The 17,008-nt window shown below is 73.3% G+C and carries 21 protein-coding genes; 12 read left to right on the top strand and 9 right to left on the bottom strand.

The genetic code is table 11. From position 1 onward, the window contains the following. Positions 1–210 precede the first annotated feature (210 nt). Positions 211–453, bottom strand: a complete 243-nt coding sequence (locus tag AC07FY_RS25605; protein ID WP_479010261.1) for a hypothetical protein — start codon at positions 451–453, stop codon at positions 211–213. Between the two features lie 334 nt (positions 454–787). On the opposite strand from AC07FY_RS25605, the gene katG reads away from it, so the two are divergent. After that, entirely contained in the window at positions 788–2,977 is a 2,190-nt protein-coding gene (katG, locus tag AC07FY_RS25600; RefSeq protein ID WP_479010258.1) for a catalase/peroxidase HPI, read from the top strand. Positions 2,978–3,137: 160 nt separating this feature from the next. After that, positions 3,138–3,641: a hemerythrin domain-containing protein gene (locus AC07FY_RS25595; RefSeq protein WP_479010256.1), complete on the top strand. Its 504-nt coding sequence runs from the start codon at positions 3,138–3,140 to the stop codon at positions 3,639–3,641. A 29-nt stretch (positions 3,642–3,670) separates the two neighbouring features. Here the strand turns inward: AC07FY_RS25595 and AC07FY_RS25590 are convergent, their stop codons facing one another. Beyond that, positions 3,671–4,678 (bottom strand): glutathione S-transferase family protein, encoded by a 1,008-nt coding sequence (locus tag AC07FY_RS25590; RefSeq protein WP_479010253.1) that lies wholly within the window; start codon positions 4,676–4,678, stop codon positions 3,671–3,673. Between the two features lie 29 nt (positions 4,679–4,707). Further along, positions 4,708–6,324 carry a phospholipase D family protein gene (locus AC07FY_RS25585; RefSeq protein WP_479010250.1) on the bottom strand — a complete coding sequence of 539 codons (1,617 nt, stop codon included), beginning with the start codon at positions 6,322–6,324 and terminating at the stop codon, positions 4,708–4,710. Between the two features lie 278 nt (positions 6,325–6,602). Here AC07FY_RS25585 and AC07FY_RS25580 point away from each other — a divergent pair, with 278 nt between their 5' ends. From AC07FY_RS25580 to AC07FY_RS25555, 6 genes are all read left to right on the top strand, one after another. Further along, on the top strand, positions 6,603–7,256 hold the full coding sequence (locus AC07FY_RS25580) for a nucleotidyltransferase family protein (protein ID WP_479010248.1): 654 nt from the start codon (positions 6,603–6,605) through the stop codon (positions 7,254–7,256). Next, positions 7,253–7,507, top strand: a complete 255-nt coding sequence (locus AC07FY_RS25575) for a hypothetical protein (RefSeq protein ID WP_479010245.1) — start codon at positions 7,253–7,255, stop codon at positions 7,505–7,507. The genes AC07FY_RS25580 and AC07FY_RS25575 overlap by 4 nt, the downstream gene beginning before the upstream one ends. Further along, positions 7,504–8,235: a metallophosphoesterase family protein gene (locus AC07FY_RS25570; protein WP_479010242.1), complete on the top strand. Its 732-nt coding sequence runs from the start codon at positions 7,504–7,506 to the stop codon at positions 8,233–8,235. The genes AC07FY_RS25575 and AC07FY_RS25570 overlap by 4 nt, the downstream gene beginning before the upstream one ends. 70 nt (positions 8,236–8,305) lie before the next feature. Beyond that, the gene (locus tag AC07FY_RS25565; RefSeq protein ID WP_479010240.1) at positions 8,306–8,842 is read left to right on the top strand and encodes a hypothetical protein; all 537 of its coding nucleotides are present in this window, start codon (positions 8,306–8,308) and stop codon (positions 8,840–8,842) included. A 6-nt stretch (positions 8,843–8,848) separates the two neighbouring features. Next, on the top strand, positions 8,849–9,379 hold the full coding sequence (locus AC07FY_RS25560; protein ID WP_479010237.1) for a hypothetical protein: 531 nt from the start codon (positions 8,849–8,851) through the stop codon (positions 9,377–9,379). A gap of 49 nt (positions 9,380–9,428) precedes the next feature. Continuing rightward, a complete protein-coding gene (locus tag AC07FY_RS25555; protein WP_479010235.1) occupies positions 9,429–9,800 on the top strand; it encodes a low affinity iron permease family protein in 372 nt (123 codons plus the stop codon). Positions 9,801–9,836: 36 nt separating this feature from the next. On the opposite strand, the gene AC07FY_RS25550 is transcribed toward AC07FY_RS25555, so the two are convergent. The 3 genes from AC07FY_RS25550 to AC07FY_RS25540 all read right to left on the bottom strand — a co-directional run bounded on the left by AC07FY_RS25550 (position 9,837) and on the right by AC07FY_RS25540 (position 10,951). Beyond that, positions 9,837–10,076, bottom strand: coding sequence for a DUF6213 family protein (locus AC07FY_RS25550; RefSeq protein WP_479010232.1), 240 nt, complete (start codon positions 10,074–10,076; stop codon positions 9,837–9,839). Positions 10,077–10,108: 32 nt separating this feature from the next. Then, entirely contained in the window at positions 10,109–10,531 is a 423-nt protein-coding gene (locus tag AC07FY_RS25545; protein WP_479010229.1) for a CBS domain-containing protein, read from the bottom strand. Positions 10,532–10,795: 264 nt separating this feature from the next. Beyond that, a complete protein-coding gene (locus AC07FY_RS25540) occupies positions 10,796–10,951 on the bottom strand; it encodes a DUF6131 family protein (protein WP_479010226.1) in 156 nt (51 codons plus the stop codon). A gap of 173 nt (positions 10,952–11,124) precedes the next feature. Between AC07FY_RS25540 and AC07FY_RS25535 the strand changes: the two genes are divergently transcribed. Continuing rightward, positions 11,125–11,313 (top strand): CsbD family protein, encoded by a 189-nt coding sequence (locus AC07FY_RS25535; protein WP_479010223.1) that lies wholly within the window; start codon positions 11,125–11,127, stop codon positions 11,311–11,313. 108 nt (positions 11,314–11,421) lie between these two features. Then, positions 11,422–11,670 (top strand): hypothetical protein, encoded by a 249-nt coding sequence (locus AC07FY_RS25530; RefSeq protein ID WP_479010221.1) that lies wholly within the window; start codon positions 11,422–11,424, stop codon positions 11,668–11,670. On the opposite strand, the gene AC07FY_RS25525 is transcribed toward AC07FY_RS25530, so the two are convergent. Then, positions 11,643–12,218: a type 1 glutamine amidotransferase domain-containing protein gene (locus tag AC07FY_RS25525; RefSeq protein ID WP_479010218.1), complete on the bottom strand. Its 576-nt coding sequence runs from the start codon at positions 12,216–12,218 to the stop codon at positions 11,643–11,645. The two genes, AC07FY_RS25530 and AC07FY_RS25525, sit on opposite strands and share 28 nt — an antisense overlap. Before the next feature lie 262 nt (positions 12,219–12,480). Between AC07FY_RS25525 and AC07FY_RS25520 the strand changes: the two genes are divergently transcribed. Further along, complete coding sequence (locus tag AC07FY_RS25520) at positions 12,481–13,227, top strand: dioxygenase family protein (protein WP_479010215.1); 747 nt, start codon at positions 12,481–12,483, stop codon at positions 13,225–13,227. A 24-nt stretch (positions 13,228–13,251) separates the two neighbouring features. On the opposite strand, the gene AC07FY_RS25515 is transcribed toward AC07FY_RS25520, so the two are convergent. Both AC07FY_RS25515 and AC07FY_RS25510 read right to left on the bottom strand, forming a co-directional pair. After that, positions 13,252–13,935 carry a DUF4232 domain-containing protein gene (locus tag AC07FY_RS25515; protein WP_479010212.1) on the bottom strand — a complete coding sequence of 228 codons (684 nt, stop codon included), beginning with the start codon at positions 13,933–13,935 and terminating at the stop codon, positions 13,252–13,254. 669 nt (positions 13,936–14,604) lie between these two features. Continuing rightward, a complete protein-coding gene (locus AC07FY_RS25510) occupies positions 14,605–16,008 on the bottom strand; it encodes an amidase (protein ID WP_479010387.1) in 1,404 nt (467 codons plus the stop codon). Positions 16,009–16,271: 263 nt separating this feature from the next. Between AC07FY_RS25510 and AC07FY_RS25505 the strand changes: the two genes are divergently transcribed. Next, the gene (locus AC07FY_RS25505) at positions 16,272–16,919 is read left to right on the top strand and encodes a TetR/AcrR family transcriptional regulator (protein WP_479010209.1); all 648 of its coding nucleotides are present in this window, start codon (positions 16,272–16,274) and stop codon (positions 16,917–16,919) included. Positions 16,920–17,008: the final 89 nt, after the last annotated feature.

The raw sequence follows: 17,008 nt of genomic DNA, 5'->3' as shown, positions 1-17,008 counted from the left end.
CCACCGCGACGTCCTGCAGACCCCGGATCACCTACGGTTACCGCGGCCGCGCGACTGGTCCCGAACCGGGGATCAGGGCCTCTTCCCGTACGCACCGCCTGACGGCGGTGTCCCAGCTGCTGCGCCTCGACAAGGCGGACACGACCACACGTCCTCGTCGACGCCCTCGCCCCCCTGCACCGCCGCCAGGTCCTGCCCCGAGCGGCCGCGTCAGCGCTGGTGGCCGGCCCAGCGGTACTTGCCGCCGCCGACCCAGCGGACCTCGTCCGGATCGTCCAGGTCGTGGACCGTGATGCCGTTGGCCGCCGCGGTCAGCAGGACGTCCGTCATGGACCTGGCGGTCCCGACGTACTCACCGTCGATCTCCACGATGCGGAACGGCGGGTCGCCGGGCATCACGCCGAGCACCGTGACCCGCGCCGCGGAGATGTAGGGACTCGCGCTCTCGGTCATGCGCACCTCGCCTCCACTGCTCCACCGGGGCACCCCGGGGGTGGCCCGTCGCACCGATCCGCGGGGCACCTGCCCGGGTGCGGTCTCCTCATTCAATACGGCCGACGGCGGACGCGCACGCGGGGCACGGTCCGCGGCGGGCCCACAGGACGCCGGCCTCCGGTGCGCCCCTCCCGGCCGAGTGTGTTACGCGGGTGCACCCTGCGTGTTCCGGTGGGTAAGCGACCCGGGGTGCGCGACCATAACGGACGCCGACACCCGTTCGAGGCGACGGCGACGGCGTCACGAGCAAGCAGCCAGCAGAGGGAAACCCGAGACAGGAAGAAGGACTGACGTGTCCGGCAGCGAAAGCGAGAACCCAGCGATCCCCTCCCCGTCCCCGGCGACGACCCGCCCGAGGACGAACCGGGACTGGTGGCCCAACCAGCTGGACCTCCAGGTCCTCCACCAGCACTCGCAGCAGGCCAATCCCATGGGCGAGGACTTCGACTACGCCGAGGAGTTCGCCGGCCTCGACGTCGACGCGCTGAAGCGGGACGTCCTCGCGGTGATGACGGCGTCGCAGGACTGGTGGCCGGCCGACTACGGCCACTACGGGCCGCTCTTCATCCGGATGAGCTGGCATGCCGCCGGGACCTACCGGATCGCCGACGGCCGGGGCGGCGGCGGCTCGGGCGCCCAGCGCTTCGCGCCCCTCAACAGCTGGCCCGACAACGCGAGCCTCGACAAGGCGCGCCGTCTGCTCTGGCCGATCAAGCGGAAGTACGGCCGGAAGATCTCGTGGGCCGACCTCCTGGTGTTCGCGGGCAACTGCGCCATGGAGTCGATGGGCTTCAAGACCTTCGGATTCGGCTTCGGCCGGGAGGACATCTGGGAGCCCGAGGAGATCTTCTGGGGTCCCGAGGACACCTGGCTGGGGGACGAGCGCTACAGCGGTGAGCGGGAACTCGGCGGTCCGTTCGGCGCGGTGCAGATGGGCTTGATCTACGTCAATCCGGAGGGCCCCAACGGCAACCCGGACCCGATGGCCGCCGCACGGGACATCCGCGAGACGTTCGGGCGCATGGCGATGAACGACGAGGAGACGGCCGCGCTCATCATCGGCGGTCACACGTTCGGCAAGTGCCACGGGGCGGTCGATCCCGAATACCTGGGCCCGGAACCGGAAGGCTGCCCGATCGAGCAGCAGGGCCTCGGCTGGAAGAACAGCTACGGCACCGGCCACGGCGTCCACACCCTCACCAGCGGGCTGGAGGGCGCGTGGACCTCCGAGCCGACGAAGTGGGACAACGGCTACCTGGACAACCTCTTCCGCTACGACTGGGAGCTGACGAGGAGCCCGGCCGGTGCGCAGCAGTGGACCCCCAAGGATCCGGCGGCGCAGGGGACGGTCCCCGACGCGCACGATCCGTCGCGGCGGCACGCTCCGATGATGCTGACGACCGACCTCGCCCTGAAGGTGGATCCGGTCTACGGGCCGATCGCGAAGCGCTTCCACGAGAACCCGGACGAGCTCGCGGAGGCGTTCGCCAAGGCCTGGTACAAGCTGCTTCACCGTGACATGGGGCCCCTCTCGCGTTATCTCGGCCCGTGGATCCCCGAGCCGCAGCTGTGGCAGGATCCCGTTCCCCCGGTCGACCACGAACTGGTCGGGGCCGCGGAGATCGCCGACCTCAAGGCCCGGATCCTCGCGTCCGGGCTGTCGGTGTCCCAGCTGGCTTCCACCGCGTGGGCGTCGGCGGCCAGCTTCCGCGGCACCGACAAGCGCGGTGGCGCCAACGGGGCCCGGATCCGGCTGGCGCCGCAGAAGGACTGGGAGGTCAACTCCTCGCCCGAGGTGGCCGAGACGGTGCGGGCGCTCGAGGGGATCGGGCGGGAGTTCAACGGATCGCAGACCGGGGGGACGAAGGTCTCCCTCGCCGACCTGATCGTCCTCGGCGGGTGCGCGGCCGTCGAGCAGGCCGCCCGCAACGCCGGGTACGAGATCACGGTGCCGTTCGCGCCGGGGCGCACGGACGCCTCGCAGGAGCAGACGGATGTGGAGTCGTTCTCCGTGCTGGAGCCCGAGGCGGACGGGTTCCGCAACTACCTCCGGGAGGGCGAGAAGCTGTCGCCGGAGACGCTCCTGCTGGACCGCGCCAACATGCTGACGCTGACCGCGCCCGAGATGACGGTCCTCGTCGGCGGCATGCGCGTCCTGGGCACCGGTTTCCGCCAGTCCCCGCACGGTGTCCTCACCGACCGGCCGCAGGCCCTGACCACCGACTTCTTCGTGAACCTGCTCGACATGGGCACGGAGTGGAAGGCGTCGTCCTCGGCCGAGAACGTCTACGAGGGCCGCGACCGCTCCTCGGGCGAGACCCGGTGGACCGCCACGGCGGTCGACCTGGTCTTCGGTGCGCACTCCCAGCTGCGGGCGGTCTCCGAGGTCTACGCGGCCGAGGACGCCGGGGAGAAGTTCGTGCGCGACTTCGTGGCGGCGTGGGACAAGGTGATGAACCTGGACCGGTTCGACCTCGCCTGAGACGGGTGTCCCGGCCGGCCTGCCGGGCCGGCCGGGGCGCCGTATCCGTACGCCCGCCCCGGCCCGGTGATCGCGGGGCGGCGACCGGAAGCACCGCATGAACGGGGCGGGCGGGGGCAGCCGCCCCTATGTCGCATTCCAGACACAGGAGGAGCAGGGCATGGCGGGCGCGAAGAAGGACCAGGACGTCGTCGAGGTGATCCTCGCGGACCACCGGACGATGGAGGAGCTGTTCCGCCGTATGCGGAGCGTCGAGGCGGACCGCGCCGCGGCACGGGACGAGTTCTCGGCCCTGCTCATCGCGCACGGGGAGGCCGAGGAGTCCAAGGTCTACGGGGCGCTCAAGCGCTTCAAGGAAGTCGACAACGACGAGGTGGAGCACGGCGAGGAGGAGCACGCGGAGGGCAACGAGGCCCTGCTGGCGCTGCTGGAGGTGGACGAGGTCGGCTCCGATGAGTGGGACGAGCGGCTGGAGGAGCTGGTCAAGGCGGTCTCCCACCACCTGGACGAGGAGGAGCGGACGATCCTCAACGGGGCCCGGGAGGGCGTGCCCGACGAGCGCCGGGCCGAGCTGGGCGCCGCTTTCCTGCGGGAACGCGAGAAGCAGCTGGCGTCCGACTGCGGGAGCATCGAGAACGTGCGCCGGGTCGTCCGCCGAGGCTGACGGCCGGGCCCCGGCGGGCGCCGCCGGGGTCAGGTGAGCGGGTTGTGGCCGGCCGGTACGGCTTCCCCGGGGGCAACCGGCCCGGGCGCCGTACCGTCGCCGAAGGGGCGTCCGCCGAGGACGGCGCGCCCGTGCGGCTCGAGCCAGGCAGCCGGGTCGGGGCCGGCCGGCACGATGCCGGTGGGGTTGATGTCCTCGTGGACCAGGTAGTAGTGGCGCTTGATGTGGTCGAAGTCGACGGTGTCGCCGAAGCCGGGCGTCGTGAACAGGTCCCGCGCGTACGCCCAGAGCGCCGGCATCTCGGCCAGTTTCTGCCGGTTGCACTTGAAGTGGCCGTGGTAGACGGCGTCGAAGCGGACGAGCGTGGTGAACAGCCGCACGTCCGCTTCCGTGAGGGTGTCGCCGACGAGGTAACGGGAGCGTTCGAGCCGGGCGCCGAGCCAGTCGAGCCGGGCGAACAGGCGCCCGTAGGCGTCGTCGTACGCGCCTTGTGAGCCGGCGAAGCCGGCTTCGTAGACGGCGTTGTTGACGTCGCGGTAGACGACCTCGTTCACGGCGTCGATGTGGGGCCGCAGCGCGGCCGGATAGAGATCGGGCGCCCCGGGCCGGTGGTGCGCCCTCCACTCCAGTGACATGTCGAGCGTGAGCTGCGGGAAGTCGTTGGTCACCACCTTCCCGCTCGGGACGTCCACGACGGCCGGGACCGTGACGCCGCGTTCGTACGCCGGGTCGCGGGCCAGGTACGCCTCTTCGAGCCGTTCGATGCCGAGCACCGGGTCGCGTCCGCCGGGGTCGAGGTCGAAGGTCCAGCTGCGCTCGTTGTGCACGGGGCCCGCGACGGCCATCGGCAGGGCCTCCTCCAGGCCGAGGAGCCGCCGCACGATCACCGCGCGGCTCGCCCAGGGGCAGGCCCGGCTGACGACCAGGCGGTAGCGGCCGGGCTCCACGCGGTGGCCGTCGCGGCCGTCGGCGGTGATCCGGGTGGTGAGGTACCGGCTGTCGCGGGAGTACCCCTGACCGGGGCTGACATGGCTCACGTCGGGGCGCCTACCCGGGCCGCCGGGTTTCAGAACGCGTTGCGGCGCCGCAGCCGCAGGGGGCGCCCGTCCGGGTCCACCAGGACGTGGTGGAGGGGAGTCGCCAGCACCCGTTTCACGGTCGGCAGGCGCGGCGGGACGTAGCGGCGCAGGCGGCCGGGCGGCCGGGGGCCGTGGCAGCCGTCCGCGTACCAGGTGTCCAGGGCCGCGGCGGTCTGCCGGAAGGCGTCGAAGGCGGTGACCGGGTCGCACAGGGCGTCCGGTGCCCGCTCGCCCGCGTCCTGCGGGGCGTCCAAGTGCTCGCGCATGAGTTCCAGGCGCAGCTCGCGGGCGAAGACGCGCGCTCCGTCCCCCAGACCCCCCGGGTCGGCCGGCTCCCGCCGGTCCCGACTGCGGTCGAGCACGGCGCAGCTGAGTTCCGAATCGTGGGTCCAGGAGCGGAGGTTGACGTTGTCGGAGCCGATCGAGGCCCACACGTCGTCGATCACGCACACCTTGGCATGGACGTAGACGGGGGTCCCGGCGGGGTTCTCCAGGCCGTAGACGGCGACGCGGTCGCCGCCGGCCCGACGCAGTTCGTCCAGGGCGCTGATCCGCCCGATCAGGTTCATCGGCAGGCTGAACCGGCCGTCCTGTTCCGGGACCAGCGGGATGACGCCGATGAGCCGCAGCTCCGGGTTCGCGCTCAGCGCCCGGGCGAAGCAGTCGACCACCCGGGGTGACCAGAGGTACTGGTCCTCGAGGTAGATCAGCGCGCGCGCCCGCCGCAGTGCTTTGAGGTAGCCGCGGGCGATGCTGCGCTCGCCGTCGGGTGCGAAGGGGTAGCCGTGCAGCAGGCGGTTCGGGTATGTGCGCAGCACCTGCACGGTGTGCGTGCCGCGCGGCTGGGGATCTTCGCACTGCGCGGGCAGGGTGTCCGCGCGGGTGTCCTCCCGGCGCATGAGTTCCTGCAGGCGCACGCGGGGGCTGCGGCCGAGCGGCGAGGGGTCCTCCCAGCGTTCGCGGAAGACGGTCTCGATGTCGCCGACGGCCGGTCCGCGCAGGGCCAGCTGGACGTCGTGCCACGGCGGGTGCGGCCCGTAGGCGGCGGCCATGGGCAGGGCCTGGGGGTCGCCGCGGTGGTCGGTGTCGTCGTTGCGGTTGTGGCAGAGGTCGATGCCGCCGACGTAGGCGACGTCCCGTTCCGGCCAATCCGGGTGGCGCAGGACGACGAGCTTCTGGTGGTGCGAGCCGCCGGGGCGTACCCGCAGGTCGAGGAGGCATTCGCCGCCGGCCTCCTCGATCTCGTCGCCGAGGTGGCGGTTCTCCTGCTCGCTGAAGTTCAGCCCGTCCAGGTGGGAGCGCCACAGCAGGCCCTTGACGACCACCCCGCGCTTCGCCGCTTCGCACAGGACGGTGCCGATGCCGCTACCGGGCCCGTCGAGCCGTTCGTCGGGGTCGCCGCGCCAGTCGGTGAACAGGAGCTGGTCGCCCGTGCGCATCGCGCGGATACCGGCGAGCAGCTCGGCGAAGTACGTGGCACCGTGGACGAGGGCCACGGCGCTGTTCCCCTCGGTCCAGGCCGCGCCGTCCGCGTGCCGGTCGTCGATACGGGTCGCGTTGTTGCCCCGTTCCGCTGCGGTCAGCAGCCAGTCTGCGCACGTCACGGCGTCGGTCCTCCGGCCTGGCTCCGCGGGAGCCGTCTTCGGCGGGCCCGCTGTCCGCGCGGAGGGCCCGTGATCCGGCCCCTACCCGCTGCGCCCGGGCGCACTCCCCTCCGCCGTGCTCCCGGGGGTTTCAGAGGGGGCGCGAGCGGTTAGGCGTCTGCCATGACGGCCGGGTCCCGACCGCACCCGCCGGGCTGCTTCGCCGGTCCGGAGCGAGCGTTCGTACCCGTACGTCCTCCTGCGCGTGCGGCGTCGTTACGTAGGTGAGCGAGGCTCTCATGATCAGTCATCGTCCCTCCCAGGCGGGCGGGCTCCCCCCACCGGAGAGCCTCAGCCCCCCGGCCCTGACCAGCGGTCAGCTGCCGAAGGACCACACCCAGGCGATCCTGGAGGTGACCAAGCACGTGGCGGCGCTCCTCAAGCAGTCCGGGCAGCCGTTCGCGCTGGCCGGCAGCGTGGCCGCGTTCGCGCACGGCGTGCCGGCCCGCTTCCAGCACGACACGGACTTCTGCGTCCGGCACGAGGACGCGGACGCGGTGATCAAGGCCCTGGAGGCCGGTGGGATCACCATGCGCCGGGCTCCGGAGGACTGGCTGGTCAAGGGCAGCTCGGGCGGCGAGGACATCGACCTGATCTTCGAACTCGCCCGGAAGCCGGTCAGCACCGAGCTCCTGGAGCGGGCGACGGTGAAGTCGGTGGACTCGGTCTGGATGCCCGTCCTGTCGCCCACCGACCTGATGGACAGCCGCCTGGCCGCCCTGTGCGAGCACTACTGCGACTTCGGTGACCTGCTGCCCATGGCCCGGATGCTGAGGGAGCAGATCGACTGGGACCGGCTCGACCGGACCCACCGGGGCGACCCCCTGCCCGACGCCTTCCTGTACCTGCTGGAACGGCTCCGCGTCATCGACTCCCGCGAGGCGACGCCATGACCGACGTCCACAAGATCGAGTACCGGGTGCAGCGGCTGCGCGAGCGCCTGGCCCGGGAGGACGTCGCCGAGCTGGGGGTGCGGATCGAGGTGCGCGGGGCCGGGGCGCTGATCTGGGGGCACGTCTCCGGGGCGGACGCCCGGGACGCCGTGCTGGCCGTCGCGGCGGAGGAACTGGCGGGGGTCGACTGGCAGGAGGATCTGACCGTGAACCGTGCGACCCCTCCCGACCACGCCGAGGAGCTGTCGTGATCCGCGTCGCGGCCGTCGGGGACGTGCACCTGGGCCCCGGCAGCGCGGGGATGCTGCGCCCGGCCTTCGAGACGCTCGGGGAGTGCGCGGACCTGCTGCTGCTGGCGGGCGACCTCACCCGGCACGGCACACCGGAGGAGGCGCGGGTGGTGGCCCGCGAGGTGGCCGCGCTGCCGGTGCCGGTGGTCGCCGTGCTCGGCAACCACGACTACCAGAGCGACCAGCAGGACCTCGTCACCCGGGAACTGGCCGCGGAGGGCGTGAGCGTCCTGGAGGGGGAGGGCGTCGTCCTCGACATCGCCGGGACGAAGGTGGGTGTCGCGGGGACCAAGGGCTTCTGCGGCGGCTTCGCCGGGCGCAGCGCGAGCGAGTTCGGCGAGCCGGAGATGAAGGCGTTCATCCGCTACACCCGCTCCTGCGCGGACAGCCTGGCCGGGGCGCTGCGGAAGCTGGGCGCCGACGGCTGCGCGGTGCGGATCGCGCTGACGCACTTCTCCCCCGTTCCGGACACCCTGGCCGGTGAACCGCTGGAGATCTACCCCTTCCTCGGGAGCTACCTCCTGGCGGAGGCCGTGGACGAGGCGGGCGCCGACCTCGCCGTCCACGGCCATGCCCACTCGGGCACCGAGCACGGGATGACGGCGGGCGGGGTACGGGTGCGCAACGTCGCGATGCCCGTGATCGACCGCGCCTTCGCGCTGTACCACTTGGCGGTGCCGCCTGTTTGAGCGGGTGGGATGAGGGCAGACGCCGACACGTCGGACACCGGAAAACGGAAGACGGCCCGCGGAGGATGCAATGTCCACCAGCACACTTCTCGCCGTCCTGATCGCGGTCGTCGTCGTACTTGTCCTCGTCGGCATCGCCGCGTGGATGATCCAGCGGCGGCGCCGGTTGCAGGAGCGGTTCGGTCCGGAGTACGAACGGACCGTGGAGCACACGGGCAGCAAGCGCGCTGCCGACGCCGAGCTGCGCGAACGCCAGGCCCGGCACGACGACCTCGAGATCAGGGAGCTGCCCCCCGAGGAGCGGGAGCGCTACGCCGACGCGTGGACCACGGTCCAGCAGCGCTTCGTCGACCGGCCGGAGGGCGCGGTCGCGCAGGCGGACGAGCTGGTCACCCGCCTGATGCGGGACCGCGGCTATCCCACCGAGGGCTACGAGCAGCAGCTGCGCGAACTGTCCGTCGAGCACGGGCGGACCCTGGAGCACTACCGCGCGGCGCACGAGGTCAACGTCCGCAGCAGCAGCGGGCACGCAACCACGGAGGAACTGCGCGGTGCGATGGTGCACTACCGCGCGCTCTTCGACGAACTGGTCGGGACGACGAGGTGACCCGCAATGCAGAGCGATGAGGAACGTCGCAACGACGAACAGGGCTTGACCACCGAGCAGCTGGCCCACCCCGGAGGCGGTGACCCGCAGCCGGTGTACCCCGGAGACGCGACCGCCGACTTCGCCGGCGGGACCGGCGACTTCGCCGCGGAGGAGGACCGGGACGAGATGCGTCGGGAGGCGGACGCCACCGACGCCGAGGAGAGCGCGTTCGGCGAGGGTGCGGCCGCGGAGCGGACGACGACCTCCGGCGCGCAGGAGGAGGACGCCGAGTCGCTGCTCCCCCGGAAGGAGGCCGAGGAGTACCAGAGGACCTGGGGAGAGATCCAGGGCCGCTTCGTCGACGACCCGCAGGGTGCGGTGCGCGACGCGGACGGCCTGGTCGCCGAGGTCATGCAGACCCTCGCCGCCACCTTCGCCGACCACAAGAAGGACCTGGAGGGACAGTGGCGGGAGGGCGGTGAGGTGGCCACCGAGGACCTGCGCCTCGCCCTGCAGCGCTACCGGGCCTTCTTCGGCCGCCTGCTGCGCACCTGAGACGGCGCGGAGGAGGTTCGACGGCCCGCCGCGGGGCAGGCGGCGGAACATGACATTCGAACATCCGGCTGAGAAGAACGACACGGGGCGGCTCGGCCCGTTCGAGAGACTGGCCGAGCGCGCCTCGAACTTCACCAGCTCCGCACCGTTCGCCCTCCTGTGCGTCCTGCTGGTGGCGGGTTACGCCACCAGCCACCTGCTCCACCTGCCGTCCTCGTGGCAGCACCTCGCCGGTGATGCCATGGCGGCGGTGTCCCTGCTGCTGCTGGCCCTGCTGAAGAACTCGGAGCGGCGGGCCGAGCACGCCATCCAGCGCAAGCTGGACGCCATAGCCGCGGCCCTCCTGGAACAGCAGGAGGGCCGCGGCGGCGCGGCCCACCGGGACCTGCAGAAGGCGATCGGGATAGAGGAGCAGGAGTGAGGGAGGAGCCGCCCGACCCCGGGTGCGGGCAGGCGGTCAGTCGGAGTCCTCGCTCCGGATCGGCATGAACGCGATGCACTCCACGTCGATCTGGTCGGCGAGCTCCATCAGCACGCCGGCCAGGGCGAGGGTCGTGCCCGGATCGAGTTCGGACTCCCCTTCGTACACGGAGTGCAGCCAGCCCGCCGCGAGGTGCCGCAGCAGGGATGTGGCGTCGGCGGCGGGAATGAGCAACCCGCCGCCCGGCAGGGAGACCAGCGGAACCGAAGCGTTCACGGCGACCTCTTCTCACTCGGGCGCATGCGGTCTCAGGTGTCGGGTTCGGCGGCCGCGATGGCCGCGAGGGCGGACCCCGGGTCCCGTTCCACCGTCAGGTCCCCCAGGGTGACGAGGCCGATGAGCTCGCCGTTCTCCGTCAGTACGGGAAGGCGGCGCAGGGCGTGCCGGCGCATCAGGTCCATGGCGTGGTCGACGCCGTCACCGGGCTTCACGGTGACCGGCTCCTTGGTGCAGACCGCCTGCACGGTGGTGTCGGCCGGATCGCGGTTCTCGGCCATGCCCCGTATGACGAGGTCCCGGTCCGTCACGATGCCGCGCAACCGGCCGTCTTCGACGACGAGGACGTCCCCGATGGAAGCGTCCCGCATCACCCGTGCTGCTTCTGCCAGCGAGGTGAGGCTTCCCACGGTCACCGGCTTGTCGGTCATCACCTCGTGGACGCGTCGCGTCATCGTTCCTCCCGCTGCCGAAGCGGTTCGTGCCGGGCGCCTACCCGCCGCCGCGCCCGGTAAGCCTGACCGGTCGGCCGCGTGCGCCCCGCCGCGGACGGCGAAGAGCCGGCGGGGGCGCCGTTCTCTCGAACGGCGCCCCCGCCGGCTCGGTCGGCTGGTACGCCCCGCCTGCCCCGCGCGGGTTCAGGACTCCACCACCAGGTCACCACCTGTCACGGCGGGTAGCAGTCCCGGTGCGGTACCGGGTACCGCCCGTCGAGGCCGTCACCAGTAGTGGCGTCGGCCACCCACCGCGTGCCCGACGGAACCGAGGATCCACAGGATCGCGCCCACGACGAGCAGGACGATGCCGATGGTCCACAGGATGCCGATTCCGGTCAGCCAGCCGACGAGCAACAGGATGAGTCCGAGGATGAGCATGATGTCCCTCAATCCCGCGGTTGAGGCTGCGGAGCGACTTGCCCCGCGGCAGGACCGCACAGGGCGTCTACCCGCCAGCGCCCGTGTTATCGGCGGAAGCGGGGAAAGTTTGGGGGTTCGGGGACGGGTTAGACGCTGTCCAGGACGGACCACCCAGCGACGGGAGTGACATCGTGTCGGGCGAAGAGAAGATCCGGGCCAAGAAGGAGCAGGCGGCGGGCAAGGCCAAGGAGGCCGTGGGCCGCACCCTGGGCAACGAGCGTCTGACCGCGGAGGGCCGCGCCGAGCAGGCCAAGGGCGACGCCCGGGGCGCCAAGGAGAAGATCAAGGACACGATCAAGGACACCTTGCGCACGGAGTAGGAGCGGCCCGCCTGCGGGCCTGCCCGTACCCACCACGACGAACGAAGGTCGTCCCCGGCCCGGGGCCGGGGACGACCCCATCCCATGGTCTTTTCCGAGGAGGGTGACATGAGTGACGAGCGAGAGCCCCGGCGCGGTGGCCGGCGGGCGCTGGCCGACCAGGAGGCCCTGCGGGGAGCGGAGGCGGCCGATGAGGCCGCCGCTCGCCGCCGCGCCGGCACCGCCGGCGGACCCGCCCCCGCTGTCACCGGCGACGCCGGTGACAGCGGCGGTCACGCCGCCAAGCACCAGCGGCCCGGGACGGGGCGTGAGGAGCAGACGCGCCCCGATCAGGAGCGGGCAGCCGACGAGCGCTGACCGGACCCCTGCCCGCTCTCGGCGAACTCGCGGACGAGGACGGAGCAGAAGGCGTCGAGGTCGTCCGGTTTGCGGCTGGTGACGAGCGTCGCGGGCGCCGCGTGGCAGACGAGGACCTCCTCGTCCACCCAGGTGCCGCCCGCGTTGCGGATGTCGGTCGCCAGGCTGGGCCAGGAGGTCAGCGTGCGGCCCCGCAGGACGTCCGCCTCCACGAGGGTCCAGGGCGCGTGACAGATGGCCGCGACGGGCTTGCCGGCCTCGAAGAAGCTCCGTACGAACCCCACGGCCCGCTCGTTCATGCGCAGGGCGTCGGGGTTGGCCACTCCCCCGGGCAGGACCAGCGCGTCGAAGGCGTCCGAGGTGTCGCCGGCGAGGACGTGGTCGACGCCGTACGTACCGGCCTTGTCGAGGTGCTGGAACGCCTGGACCCGTCCGGGTTCCGTCGAGACCAGTTGCGGAACCCATCCGTTCCCCTCGACCGCCTTCCACGGTTCGGTCAGTTCGATCTCCTCCACGCCCTCGGGCGCGGCCAGGAACGCGATGCGCACAACACTCACTTCCCTCTCACGGGTGTCACCGGGTGGTCTTCCCCATCCACCGCAGGTGGTGAGGATTCGGACATGTAGTGCGCTTACCCGGCCCCAGGGGACGCATTCGGGCCCGTCCGCGCCCGGCCTCGGGCGGCTACGGGCGGCCGGGGGAACCGGGAGTGTCGGTACCGGGTGGGCACCGCACCGTCCGGCACGGTGGTGCGCAGTGCCCGGCCGCCCCGTGTGACGGCGCCCGGGACCCTACCGGTGAGGGGTTCGCATGGCCGAGAACGACACCGCCCGCCCCAGCCGCCGTGCCGTCCTGCGGGCCGCCGGATCGGCCGGGGCCGCCCTGCTGGCCGCTTCCTGCGCTGGCCCCGCCGGTACCCGCGGTGCGGCCGGGGAGTCGTCGGCCGCCGCCTCCCGGGCCGGGGCGCCGTCCGCCGCCGTGTCCGCGGTCCGCCCGACGGGCGGCAGCGGCCGGAGCCCGGGCTGTGTGCTCACCACCGAGACGGGCGCGGGCCCGTACTACATGGACCTCGACCTGGTCCGGTCGGACATCACCGGAGGCCGGGACGGCGTACCGCTGCGCCTGGACCTGACGGTGGTCCGGGTCCGGGAGGGATGCCGGCCGCTCGAGGACGCCGCCGTCGACGTGTGGCAGGCCGACGCCTCGGGCACCTACTCCACCGGTGCGGCCGGGTTCCTGCGCGGCAGGCAGGTCACGGACGGCGCCGGCCGGTGCGTGTTCCGGACGATCGTGCCGGGGTGGTACGCGGGTCTGGCGCCGCACATCCACTTCACGGTGCGGCCGGACACCCGTACCGGCACGACGACCTCCCAGTTCTTCTTCCCGGAGGACCTCCTGCGGGAGGTGTACGCGGGCCGGCCCTACGCCCTGCGGTCCGCCCCGCGGCACCCCAACGGGCGGGACGGCCGCTACCGCGCCACCGGCGCCGCCATGACCCTGGCACCCGTCCCGGACGGCAGCGGCTACCGTGCCGCGTACACCGTGGGGATCGCCTGAGCGGCCGCGTGCCCGCACCGCAGGTCAGGAGGGTTCGGTCGGCGAGAAGGCGGTGACGGTCGCCTTGTCGTCGCATTCCGCGAAGACCCCGTCGTCCAGGGCGGTCTGGTGCGAGCCCGCGCCGGGCACCCCGAGGACGAGCGTGGGGAAGCTGCTGGGCGTCGCGCCGGACGCGCAGTAGCCGTCGGCCTCGCCCTGCACGTTGACGAAGGTGAGCTTGGTCCAGGCCCTGGCCCCCGGGGCCAGGGCCACCGGGGAGGCCGTGCCGCTGCGGGTGACGGCCAGGGGGAGGTTCTTGTCGGGCGAGCCGTGGCCGGCGCCTGCGACGGTCGGGAACCCGCGCAGGGTGCAGGGCCGTGCCGAGGTGTTGGCGACGGACACGATGACGGCTCCCGTCCCCGTACCGGGCGGGCGGACCGCGGCCTGGCGGGCGTCGGAGACCTTGATCTGGTCGATCGTGCACGCCGTGGACGTGCCCGCGCCGGCCGGCGACGCGGGGGGCTTGGGTGCCGCGGGGGCTGTGGGCGTCGCGGGCGTGGGCGACGCGGAGGGCGTGGGCGTCGTCGGCTGCACCTTCGCGGTCGGCGAGGCCGGCGCCGGGATCGCGCCCTCCTCGCCGACCGGAGTGCAGCCCGCCATCAGGGCGGTGACCGCCGCGGCCGCCGCCAGCGCCGCCGCGGACCGGCTGACGCCTGTTGTGTTCTGCATGAGCGCTCCCGAGGTTCGCGACCGGTCCCGCACCGGCACTCGCCCCGGGACACCGCACCGCGCCCCTTCGGGGTTCCGCACGATGCCGCGCTGTGGCGGTTCCGTGACGCCATCGGGACGTGCGCGTCCGGCGCCGCCGGCTGCCCGCGGGTCAGTCGCCTCCGCCTCCCCCGCCGCACGACGAACCGCCGCAGGAGAAGCCGCCTCCGCATCCGGAGCCGCCCCCGTCACCGCCGGACCGCGACCCGCGCCCCCGTCTCGGCGACTGCCGGCCGACCGCGCGCACCGCGGCGATGAACAGCACGACGCCGACGATCCCCACGATCACCAGGTAGTCCATGTGCCCCGCCCCCCGCTTCCGTTGTCTTCCCCTCGGCTCCTGCCGGTGCGAGTGAGATGCCCCGTGCGGCGGGCACGCCAATCGGACTTGAGCAACTCCAGAGCTTCCGTCGCGGGCCCGGGCCGGCGGACCGGGCCGCCAGTCCTCCGGGACGACGTTGCCGTCCTCATCGAGCGTGAGGTGGTGCGGGCCGGGTCCTGGCTGTTCACGTCGGACGGGCGCGGTCCCTCGGGACCGTCCGGGCCCCTGGGCGACCGCGGCTCCGCACCGTCGCGGATTCACCGATGCGCCCTCCGGGAGGGTGCCGCGGGGGCCGGGCCGGGGTCCGCTCAGGCCGCTGCGGTGCGGGGGTCGACCGGGGTCAGGGTCCCGAGCCGGTCCTCGATCGCCTGGGCCGCGGCCAGGCACAGGTCCTCGCGGAAGGCGCGCCCGACGATCTGCACCCCGCAGGGCAGGCCGTCGGCCAGGCCGGTCGGGACCGCGACCGCCGGTACGCCGACGAAGCTGGTCACCGTGCACAGCCGCATGCCGGAAGCCACCCGGTCGCGTCCCGCCCGGTCGCGGGACTCCAGACCCGGCTCCACCGGCGGTTCGGTGAAGGACGGGCCGAGCAGCAGGGGGTAGGCGTCGAGGAAGCCGGCCCAGGAGCGGCGGATGTTCATCCAGGTGCCCATCAGCCGCATGAGTTCGGCGGCGTCGGCCGGCCGCGTCCCGTCCATGGCCATCTCGATGTAGCGGTCCCCGCCCGGGCCCAGCAGGGTGCGCACGGCCGGCCAGGTGGGGGCGAACTCGGTGAGCGTGATGCGGCCGTACGCGTCGAGGGCCTCTTCCAGCCGCGGTACGTCCGGCACCTCGCACAGCTCGTAGCCGGCGTCGCGCAGGGCCCCGGCCGCGGCGTCGACGGCGCGGCGGACGGCGGGGTGGACGCCGTGCCCCCCGGGGTCCGCCACCACCGCGACCTTCACGGGTCCGGGGAGCGGCGGGCCGTACGCGGGGACCGGTACGGCCCTGGGGTCGCGGGGATCGGTGCCGGCCAGTGCCTCGTACGCCAGCCGCAGGTCCGCGACGGTCCGGGCGAGCGGCCCGTCGGTCACCAGCATCTGGGAGGCGGGGCCGGGGTCGTCCTCGCCGAGGACGCGGTGGTCGGCCGGGAACCGCCCGGCCGTCGGTTTCAGGCCGGCCACGCCGCAGAACTGGGCCGGGACGCGGATCGAGCCACCGGAGTCGTTGCCAAGCCCGAGCGCGGCCATGCCCGTGGCGACGGCCACGGCGTCGCCGCCGCTGCTGCCGCCCGGCGTGCGGGTGCTGTCCCACGGGTTGAGCGTGTCCCCGAACAGCTCGCTGCGGGTGTGCATGCCCGCCAGGACGAGCGTGGGCATGTTGGCGTGGCCGATGGGGATCGCACCGGCCGCCCGCAGGCGGGCCACCGGGGGCGCGTCCGCGGCGGCCACCAGGGAGCGGAAGCGCTCGACGCCGAAGGTGGTCGGGACGCCCTCGACCGGGGTGGTCTCCTTCACCGTGAACGGCACGCCCGCGAGCGGCCCGAGCGGCTCACCGGCCGCCAGTCGCCGATCGGTGCGGGGGGCGGCCTCGCGTGCGCGTTCCGCCATGAGCTGAGTGACCGCGTTCACCTGCGGGTTGACCTCGGCAATGCGGTCCAGGTGGCTGTCGATGAGTTGGACGGCCGAGATCTCCGCGCGGCGGACCGCCTGCGCCTGCTCGGCGGCCGACATGCTCCACAGCGCCGGCCGGTCGCCCTCGCGCCGGCCCGACGCCCGTGCCCGCACGGGTTCCGGTTCCGGGCACTGCTGGAGCGGATTCCCCCGCTCCTGCATCTGTCCATGTCCCTGCCCCTGTTCCCGTCCCTGTCGCACGCGTTGCTCCCCGATCTGTTCCGATGCATCTGCATCGGAACTGTAACCTGAGACCGATACGAACGCATCGGATAAAGGCGCGGCGCTCGCTTTTGGGGGCGCGCGAGAGGGAGGGGGCGGGCATGCCCAGACAGGTGGATCACGAGGGGCGGCGTCGCCTGATCGCCGAGGCGGTCTGCCGGCTGGCGGACGAGCGGGGCCTGGAGGGGGTGACCCTGCGCGATGTCGCGGCTCGGGCGGACGTGTCCATGGGCGCCGTCCAGCGGTGCTTCCGCACCAAGGAGGAGATGCTTGTGTTCGCCGTCGGGCACGTCGGCGAGCGGATCGGCGAGCGGGTACGGGCGCGCCTGGTCGGGAGTCCGGCGCAGTCGGCCGCCACGGCGCTGGGCCATGCGGTCACCGAGGTCGCGCTGCTGCGCGACGAGCGCCGCGCCGAGGCCCGGGTCTGGCTCGCGTTCGTCGCGCAGGCCGTGGTCAGCGAGCCCCTCGCCAAGACCCTGAGGGAGAACTACGCGGCTCTGCAGGACGCCTTCGCCCGCCTCATCTGCGAGGCGGGCGCGGACGCCGGCGGGACGGCGCCCGTGGACCCCCGCCCGGACGCGCCCCTCGACCCGCGCCTGGAGGCCCGTACCCTGCTGGCGCTCGCCGACGGACTCACCGCCCAGGTGCTCGTCGGCCACCTCTCCCCCGAAGCGGCGCGGGAGGTGCTCGACGCCCACCTGACCCGCCTGTGGGCGCGGCCGGCCGGCGGACCCCCGGGGCCCGGGTGAGCCACGGGCGCGGGCCGGCCGGGCCACCGGCGGGGCCGGGGTCGGACGGGCGGAGGGGTGGGGCGGGGTCGGCCGGACGGGCGGCCGGG

The organism is Streptomyces sp. NPDC045967, assembly GCF_056430495.1.
This window is presented reverse-complemented; position numbering and strand designations above follow the sequence as displayed.